The organism is Mycobacterium sp. (genome assembly GCF_044342925.1).
In the GTDB taxonomy this organism is placed as follows: Bacteria; Actinomycetota; Actinomycetes; order Mycobacteriales; family Mycobacteriaceae; genus Mycobacterium.
The window spans coordinates 1-8,449 of sequence record NZ_JBIIOV010000144.1 but is presented as its reverse complement, the minus strand read 5'-3'; the positions used below and the strand labels follow the sequence as shown (position 1 = coordinate 8,449).

The 8,449-nt window shown below is 69.7% G+C and carries 5 protein-coding genes; 1 reads left to right on the top strand and 4 read right to left on the bottom strand.

Annotated elements, in window-relative coordinates:
* Together ADBZ6I_RS13840 and recC are read right to left on the bottom strand one after the other, a co-directional pair.
* Positions 1-1,333: UvrD-helicase domain-containing protein (locus ADBZ6I_RS13840; RefSeq protein ID WP_526384781.1), on the bottom strand; the 1,333-nt coding region annotated here is incomplete at its 3' end.
* Positions 1,333-4,632 (bottom strand): exodeoxyribonuclease V subunit gamma, encoded by a 3,300-nt coding sequence (gene recC, locus ADBZ6I_RS13835; RefSeq protein ID WP_526384779.1) that lies wholly within the window; start codon positions 4,630-4,632, stop codon positions 1,333-1,335. The genes ADBZ6I_RS13840 and recC, both read right to left, overlap by 1 nt.
* A gap of 184 nt (positions 4,633-4,816) precedes the next feature.
* On the opposite strand from recC, the gene ADBZ6I_RS13830 reads away from it, so the two are divergent.
* Positions 4,817-6,049 carry a bifunctional alpha/beta hydrolase/OsmC family protein gene (locus tag ADBZ6I_RS13830; protein WP_526384777.1) on the top strand — a complete coding sequence of 411 codons (1,233 nt, stop codon included), beginning with the start codon at positions 4,817-4,819 and terminating at the stop codon, positions 6,047-6,049.
* Positions 6,050-6,289: 240 nt separating this feature from the next.
* On the opposite strand, the gene ADBZ6I_RS13825 is transcribed toward ADBZ6I_RS13830, so the two are convergent.
* Together ADBZ6I_RS13825 and ADBZ6I_RS13820 are read right to left on the bottom strand one after the other, a co-directional pair.
* Positions 6,290-7,609 carry a maltokinase N-terminal cap-like domain-containing protein gene (locus tag ADBZ6I_RS13825; protein WP_526384775.1) on the bottom strand — a complete coding sequence of 440 codons (1,320 nt, stop codon included), beginning with the start codon at positions 7,607-7,609 and terminating at the stop codon, positions 6,290-6,292.
* Positions 7,606-8,449 (bottom strand): alpha-glucosidase C-terminal domain-containing protein (locus ADBZ6I_RS13820; protein WP_526384773.1); only part of this gene is annotated, 844 nt, incomplete at its 5' end. The genes ADBZ6I_RS13825 and ADBZ6I_RS13820, both read right to left, overlap by 4 nt.

Sequence of the window (8,449 nt, the reverse complement as noted above, 5' to 3'; positions counted from 1 at the left end):
TCCGGGCGTCCTTGCGCTTCTCCACGATCACCGCGATGTCGGCGGCCTTGACAGGTCGGCCGTCGAAGGTCGCGGGGCTGGCCAGTAGGGCGGCGATGTCGGCCGCCAGGTCCCGGCCGATGTAGGGCCGCAGCTCGTCGATGCCGATCAGCTTGTCGCCGGTCTTGCCGAACTCCGCCCGCGGCACCACCCGCAGCCGGAACGGATCGCCGTGCGGCGCCCCGGCTAGCCGGGTGCCCCGGTGACGCGCCTCGACGTCGCGGACCACGATGCGCGGATCGCCCAACTCAGTGCCGCCCAGCACCGCCTGGAGCCGCTCGACGAGCGCACCGTCGCTGCGCCAGTTGGTGCCCATGGTCTGCTTCTCGCCCGCCTGCTCGGCGGCCGTGAGGTAAGTGTGGATGTCGCCGCCGCGGAAGGCGTAGATCGCCTGCTTGGGGTCGCCGATGAGCACCAGCGTCGAGGCACCCGTGAACGCCGTGTCGATCACCCGCCACTGCACCGGGTCGGTGTCCTGGAACTCGTCGACCATGACGATGGGCCAGCGCCGGTGCATCCGGGACCGGGCCGGAGAATCCTCGGCCTGCAGCGCGTCGGCCAGGCGACTGAGTAGGTCGTCGTAACCGAGGATGCCCTGGCGCCGTTTGCGGATCTCGATCTCGGTGCGGACCGCGTTAGCGAACTCGACGCAGGCCGCCGCATAGGTGTCGGCTTCGGGTTCGCTGGGGCGCAGTTCGGTCGACGGATTGCCCACCACCTCGCGGGCGATCTTCAGCGCCCGCTTGTAGGGCAACAGCGGCTCCTCGCGCTCCCGGCCGAAGCGGGCCAGATACAGGTCGTCGACGATCTCGACGACCAGATCGTCGAGGCTCTCGACCAGTTCGACACCGGCGTCGGTGTCACCGGCCACCCCCAGCGACGCGAGCACCAGATTGCAGAACTGATGGATGGTGGCGATGGTGGCGGCGTCGAAACCGGCCAGCGCATCGCCGAGGCGCTCCTTGCGGGCCGCCAATTCCTCCGGCGTTCCCGCCAGCAGGTGTGCCACCACCTGGTTGTCGCCGACCAGCTCGGGGTTGTCGAACGCCGCACGGGCGTGCGCGATCTGCCGACGCACCCGGTCGCGCAGCTCCTGAGTGGCGGCCCGGCTGAAGGTGATGAGCAGCATCTCGTCCAGGGCCGCAACGCCTTCGGCGATATAGCGGGTCACCAGGCCGGCGAGCGCGAAGGTCTTGCCGGTGCCGGCGCTGGCTTCCAGCACCGTCGTCGTCCGCGGTGCAGGCAGCGACCCGAGCAGATCGAAGCGACCCGGCTCGAAACAACCCGGCTCCATCAGCGCCCTCCCCCGATCGACTGCAGGATCGGCCGCCACAACCGCGCCGCGTAGGCGCCCAGCCGGGTGGTCTCCCCCGGATACTCCTCGCCCGGGCGGACCGGCTCCAGCAGCGCGCTCAGCGGTGCGCCCGGTCCCCACACCCGGGCGTGCGCGGGGTCTTTGTCCTCGCCGCGGAACACCTCGCTCGACTTCCAGGCGGACGTGGCTTGGCGTTCCGGGAATCCCCCCGTCGCGCGGGCCTCCACCCAAGCGAAGGACGTCTTGAGCGGCAGCGGAATCGGCTCGCGCCGGCCGGCGTCGTAGATGGCCAGCAGATCACCCAGCAGCTCGGCAGCCTGGACACCCGGGCTGCGGAGCACCTCGTGGCGCGGCTGCTCCCCGCTCTTGCGGCGGCCGATGCACACCGCCGACCAGTCGATCTCGGGTGCGTGAGCGCTCAACGCCAGCAACGGGATCCAGGCGGACAGCAGATGCTTGGCGCCCAATTTGGAATAGGTCACCGACAGCAGACGCTCACCGAACACCGGTGAGACGGTGCCCGTCAGACGCCGGCCGGAGCCCAGGTCGACGTCGACGTCGATGGCCCGGGCGGCGACATCGCGGATGCTGGCGGCTTCCGCGGCCAGCAGCGCCGCGCGGTCACGAACGGTCCGCGCCGTGCGCCAGCCAATCTGCCCGGGCGGCAGTGTGCCGCGGCACCACTCGGCGTTGAGCGCCCGCTCCGGGCTCATCCCGCGCAGCATGTCGGTGAGCATCCGGTCACCGACGGTCCACTCCTCCAACGCGTTGATGTCGACCGGGATGGCGTCGTCGACGCCCTCGACGTCGGCCGGCAGGGTGTAGTCCAGGGCCCGGAAAAAACCCTTTACGGGATCTTTGAAGAACGCCACCAGGTCGGCCAGTGAGACGTCGGAGCGCTCCGGGGCGGGCAACAGCCCTGCGGCGAAGCGCGGCCGGTCTCCGGGGTGCTCGCGGGTCGCCGCGCGGGCTGCCCGCAGCACCGTCGCATCGAAGGTGAACGGTCGGTCCGCGTCGGCTTGGACCACACCGCCCGCCTGCACGTTGCGAATATCGAAGGGCTGCAACGGATGCGATGTCAATACCTGGTCACGGACGGCGCTCCCGGTGGTCACGTCGAGAACGTCGAGCAGTTCGGCCAGCGGCACCGCGGGCGGACGCGACTGGCCGGTGAATTCGTTGGCGCCGGTGTAGGTGACCACCAGGGTCTCGGTGGCCGAACAGAGGGCGTCCAGCAGCAGTTGGCGGTCCTCGGCCCGCACATCCCGCTCACCGGTCATCGGCTCGTGCGCCAGAGCGTCGTCGCCGTCGAGCGATCCGATCCGGGGAAACACGGTGTCGTCCAGACCGACCAGGCACACCACCCGGTGCGGCACCGAGCGCATCGGCACCATGGTGCAGACGGTGAGGGTGCCGGTCCGGAAGTTGGCGCGGGTGGGCCGGCCAGCCAGCTGACGACGGAGCATCTGCGTCACGTCGGAGAGCCGCAGCAGGGTGTCCGCCCGGTTCCCGGCGCGGGCCAGGATATCGCCGAACTCCCGTTCCAACTGGCTGGACTGCCAGGCGTCGTCGTCGTCGACGCGGGTGATCATGGTGATGCCGGCGGCCAGCGCGGCCAGCCACTCGCGCAGCGGCCGAACACCGCTGAGCGACTCCACCACCCGCTGCAGCCGGTCGACGAACTCGCCGAGCCGCCCGACCAGCTCCACCCGGTTGCTGCCCACGTCGTCGAGCGGCAGCGTGCTGTCGATCCAGGCCTGGGAGTCGTCGGACAGCGCAACCCCGGCCAGGATCCGGTCTATCCCGAAACGCCAGGTGTGGTGGACGAAACTGAGCCCGTAGGGCGAGCGGTGCTCCTTATCGAAGCCCCATCGGATGTTCGATTCCCGGACCCAGTCGGTGATGTCGTCGAGGTCGTCGTCGGTGAACCCGAAACGGGCCCGCACCGGATCGGTCTGCAGCACGTTGAGCACCTCGCTGGCGGTCACCCGGCTGCCGGCCAGGTCGAGCAGCTGGGATGCCACCGCGAGCAGCGGGTTGGTCTGCACCAGCGAACGGTCGGCGAGCCGGACCCGCAGCTGATGGGCCGGGTGGGCGCCGCTGACCACCTCACCCAGCCCGAAGTCGGCCGCAATCAGCGGCGCGTAGCTCTCGATGTCCGGGCACATCACCAGGATGTCGCGGGGCTCCAGAGTCGGATCGTCGGCGAGCAGACCCAGCAAAACCTCACGCAACACGTCGACTTGGCGGGCCGGACCGTGGCAGCTGTGCACCTGCACCGACCTGTCGTCGGAACCCAGCGAACGACCCTGGGCCCGAACCGCATTGGCGGCGATGTCGGACTGTAGCCAGCCCAGCAGGGTGTCCGGTCGGGGGTCCCCGGCCAGGAACTCGTCGGTGGCGCGGTCGGCCGGCAGGCTGCGCTGCAACTCGCGCAGGTCCCGGCCGAGGGTGGTGAGCAGCGGGTGGCCGGCCCGGCGGTGGCTGACGTCGGCGCGGCGCGGGACGGCACCGCGCAGGTCGTCGAGCGCGGCCCACAGCTCAGCACTGGGATGCGGCAACCACAGGTGCAGGTCGTGATGGACGGCCAGCGCGTCGAGCAGTTCCATATCGGTGGCCGACAGCCTGGTGTAGCCGAACAGCGAGATGCGATCGGGGAGCTTTCCGCCCGAGTCCCGCAGCAGCGCAACGGTGTTGGCGTGCCGGACGTGCGGGGGGTCGGTGGCCATGGCCGCCACCAGCAGCCGCCACAGGTGCGGTTGCCAGGCCAGGTCGTCGGACAGACCCGCGGTGTCACCGGCCAGCCAGTCGGTGAGCAACTGCGGGCGCTGGCGTGCGTAGGAGGCGAACAGCCCGGCCAGCCGCCGCGCCACCGCGTAGCGGCGGCCCTGGCGTAACGCCTGCTCCTCCCCGGTGGTGAAGTGCCCGAGGTGGTTGGCCAGGGTGGCGCACCAGGTCTGGTCGAGGTTGGCGTCGATGACCTCCAGCAGCGGCCACGTGATGGCCTCCGGCGACCACGGATCGTCGTCACGGGTGCCGGTGATCTCGGCGATCAGCGACGCCGGCGAGCGGAACGCCACCCCGGCGCACACCCCGCCGGCGCCGGCGCCGGCGCCCAGCACATGGGACAGCCGCTGGGACAGCCACCGCTCCACCCCGCGAGCGGGCACCACGACGAGATCCTCGGCGAACGGGTCGGAAGGCGGCGTGGCCAGCAACTTCCCCAACCCGTCCGCGAGGATGTCGGTGCGTTCCGCGCGGTATACGTGCAAGGCCATCGCGACCACCGTAGACGGCCCCGCCGACACGCGGCTTCATCCGTTGCCGGGCGGCGATGTCCGGCCTGGGGTCAGGCCCGGACCGGCAGGTCCAGCGTCACGTCGGAAACCTCGATCATTCGGGACATTCGTCGGATCACCGGCTGGCTAGACTTCGTGCCCACACGACCTCCGGGAGGCGCCGATGCGGGCGGAACGATTCGACTTTCCCAATGCCCAGGGTCATCAGCTGACCGGGCTACTGGAATCACCCGACGCGGAACCGGTGGCTTACGCATTGTTTGCGCACTGCTTCACCTGCAGCAAGGAGAGCCGGGCGGCCCGGCGCATCGCCGAAGGACTCGCGGCCCGCGGTATCGCGGTGCTGCGATTCGACTTCACCGGTCTGGGCGCCAGTGCGGGCGATTTCGCCAACACCGACTTCTCCTCCAACGTCGCCGACCTGGTGGCCGCCGCCGACCACCTTCGCCAGACCCGCCGGGCGCCGGCGCTGCTGGTCGGCCACAGCCTGGGCGGGGCCGCGGTGCTCGCCGCGGCCCGGCACATCCCCGAAGCCGAGGCGGTCGTCACGATCGGCGCGCCATCGGATCCCACCCACATCACCGGCCTGTTCGGCGACCAGCTCGACGAGATACGCACCCGCGGCGAGGGCGAGGTGGTGCTCGGCGGCCGACGCTTCTGCATCCGCCGCGAGTTCCTCGAGGACGCCGCCGAGCAGAACCTGGTCGACGGCCTTGCCAGACTCGGCAAGGCGCTGTTGGTCATGCACTCCCCCATCGACCAGGTGGTGGGCATCGACAACGCGACCCGGATCTTCCAGGCCGCCAAGCACCCGAAGAGCTTCGTCTCCCTCGACGACGCCGACCACCTGCTGGCCCGCCGGCGCGACGCGGTCTACACCGCGGACGTGATCGCCGCCTGGGCGGGCCGGTACATCCCCGAGCCGGAGGCCGAGTCCCAGCCCCAGGCGGAGCAGACCGACGACGACCCACGCTCGGTGATCGTCGCCGAGACCGGGGTGGGCAGGTTCCAGCAGGAGGTGACGATCGGCCCGCACCGGCTGATCGCCGACGAACCGGTCTCGGTCGGCGGCCGGGACACCGGGCCGTCGCCGTATGACCTGCTGCTGGCATCGCTGGGCGCGTGCACGACGATGACGCTGCGGATGTACGCCGACCGCAAGCAGCTGCCGCTGGACCGGGTTTCGGTTCGATTGCAGCACAGCACGATTCACGCCACCGACTGTGCCTCGTGCGAGACCGCGGAGGGAAAGGTCGACCGGATCGACCGGATCATCACCATCGACGGCGACCTCGACGACGACCAGCGCAACCGGCTGCACGAGATCGCCGACCGCTGTCCGGTGCATCGCACGCTGCATTCCGAAGTGGAGATCCGCACCGAATTAGAGCCCTGAGAGGTTTGGCGCCCCGTTGACCAGGGCATGCCGTCAGGCGTGACCGCTGAGCCCAGACCGCTTGCCCTGATCACCGGCGCCTCCAGCGGCATCGGCTATCGCCTTGCCGCCGAGTTCGCCTGCCACGCTGCTCATGCTGCTGCGGCGGCGTCGCAGCCGGCGCCGCACAGCACAGTGGGGAACTGATGTCGCCCAACGGCTCTGCGGCCAGATCGCGCTGACCGAGTTTCAGCCCCAGGGTCACCCGACGAGCCTGGCGATCGACCGCATCGGGATGTGCAACCACCCCGGCCGGTGGCGCGCCTCGTAGGCCGCCTCGTAGACCGCCTTGTCCAGTTCGTAGGCGGCCAGCACGTCGGCGTGCTCGCGCGGATCGACGCCGGACGCGGCCGCGTAGCCGTCGCAGAACGCCGCACTGTTGCGCTCCGACCACTCCCGTGCCCGGGCCGCCAGCTGGCGGTCGGCCGCGCCGTCCAACGGGTGGTAGGCGGCATAGGTGAACGACCGCAGCATTCCGGCGACGTCGCGCAGCGGCGAATCCGGTTGTCGCCGTTGATCCAGCGGCTGGCCGGGCTCGCCTTCGAAGTCGATCAGCAGCCAGGCCTCCGGGGTGCGCAGCACCTGCCCCAGGTGCAGGTCGCCGTGAATCCGCTGCACCGTGACCAACTCGCCGGCCAGTTTGTGGTAGCGCTCCTCGACGGCCGCCGCGTACTCCGACAGCTCCGGAACGCTGGACGCGGCCGCCGCCAGCCGGGCCTGCATGTGCGCCACCGGCAGCAGGGCCGTCGATATTCCCAGCGCCCGCGCCAGATCGGCATGCACCGACGCCACCGCCTCCCCGAGGCGGAACGACTCCCCCGCGAAGTCGCCGCCCACCTCGTAGGCGTACAGGTCGCCCTCGGCGTAGAGGTCGCGGGTGCTGGCGGTGGCCATGTCCCAGCCCTCGGCGGAGTTCGCGGCGTAGGCCGTCACCATCCCGAGCGGGCACGGCTGCCCGGCGTCAGTCATCTCGATGGACCCGAGAAGTGTTGCCACATGCGGGTTTCCAGTGCGCGCGAGCACCCGGTTCAGCTCGATGTCGGGGTTGATGCCGAACGACACCCGGCGGAACAGTTTGAGGATGGCCCGCTCCTCGAAGACCACGCTGGTGTTGGTCTGCTCGGCTTCCATCACCCGAGCCTCGGCGTCGACGGGCAGCGCCGCGCCCGGCTCTTTGGTGAAGCGGACGTCGTCGATCTGTGCCGACGAGTCGATCAGCGACAGCAGGAAGCGCGCCGACTCCGGTTCGTAGAGCGCGTCGTAAGCGATGTGATCGTCCACCGTGCCGATGGTGGCGACCGATCCGTACTCCGATAACGGCGCCGAATCCCATTGGACGGCAATCTGATACCGCTCGGCGGAGCCGTCGGTGTACGTGACGTCCAGCAGTGCCAGATCCACATCGTCGCGCAGCGGCACCACCAGATGCGGCGCCACCGCAGCCAGCGTCCGGTTGCGGCCGGCGTACCACCGCTGGTGCGGAAGCCACTCGGTCCACGGAAGATCGTTGAGGTTTCTCATCGGCTTTCCTCGGGCTGAAGTTTGAACCAGTAGAACCCGTGCCCGGGCAGGGTCAGCAGATACGGCAGCTGGCCGATCCGGGGAAACTGCACATGCCCGGTGAGCTCCACCGGCGTCCACGAATTCCAATGCTGCAGTTGCAGTTCGATCGGCTGCGGGAACCGGGACAGGTTGTTCACGCACAGCACCACTTCGTGGTCGGTCTCCCGGACGTAGGTGAGCACCGACGGATTGGACCCGCCGAGTTCGCGGAAGGCGCCCAGCGCGAATGCCTCGTGGCGGCGGCGGACGGCCAGCATGACGCGAGTCCAGTTCAGCAGCGACGCCGACGAGTCGCGCTGGGCTTCGACGTTGACCGCCGCGTATCCGTAGATGGGGTCCTGATTGGGCGGCAGATACAACCGTCCCGGATTGGCGGTGGAGAAACCCGCGTTGCGATCCGGTGTCCACTGCATCGGCGTGCGCACTCCGTCGCGGTCACCGAGCCAGATGATGTCGCCCATGCCGATCTCGTCGCCGTAGTAGAGCACCGGCGATCCGGGCAGCGACAACAGCAGCGCGGTGAACAGTTCGATCTGGTTGCGGTCGTTCTCCAGCAGCGGTGCGAGCCGGCGGCGGATGCCCACGTTGGCTTTCATCCGCGGGTCCTTGGCGTACTCGGAGTACATGTAGTCGCGCTCCTCGTCGGTGACCATCTCCAGGGTCAACTCGTCGTGGTTGCGCAGGAAGATGCCCCATTGGGCCAGCTCCGGGATCGCCGGGGTGTTGGTGAGGATCTCCGAGATCGGGAACCGGGACTCACGGCGCACCGCCATGAAAATCCTTGGCATCAAAGGGAAG

Bases quoted from the DNA above. Each gene is read 5' to 3' on its own strand.
- ADBZ6I_RS13825 (WP_526384775.1), bottom strand. From the start codon at position 7,609: ATGAGAAACCTCAACGATCTTCCGTGGACCGAGTGGCTTCCGCACCAG.
- recC (WP_526384779.1), bottom strand. From the start codon at position 4,632: ATGGCCTTGCACGTATACCGCGCGGAACGCACCGACATCCTCGCGGAC.
- ADBZ6I_RS13830 (WP_526384777.1), top strand. From the start codon at position 4,817: ATGCGGGCGGAACGATTCGACTTTCCCAATGCCCAGGGTCATCAGCTG.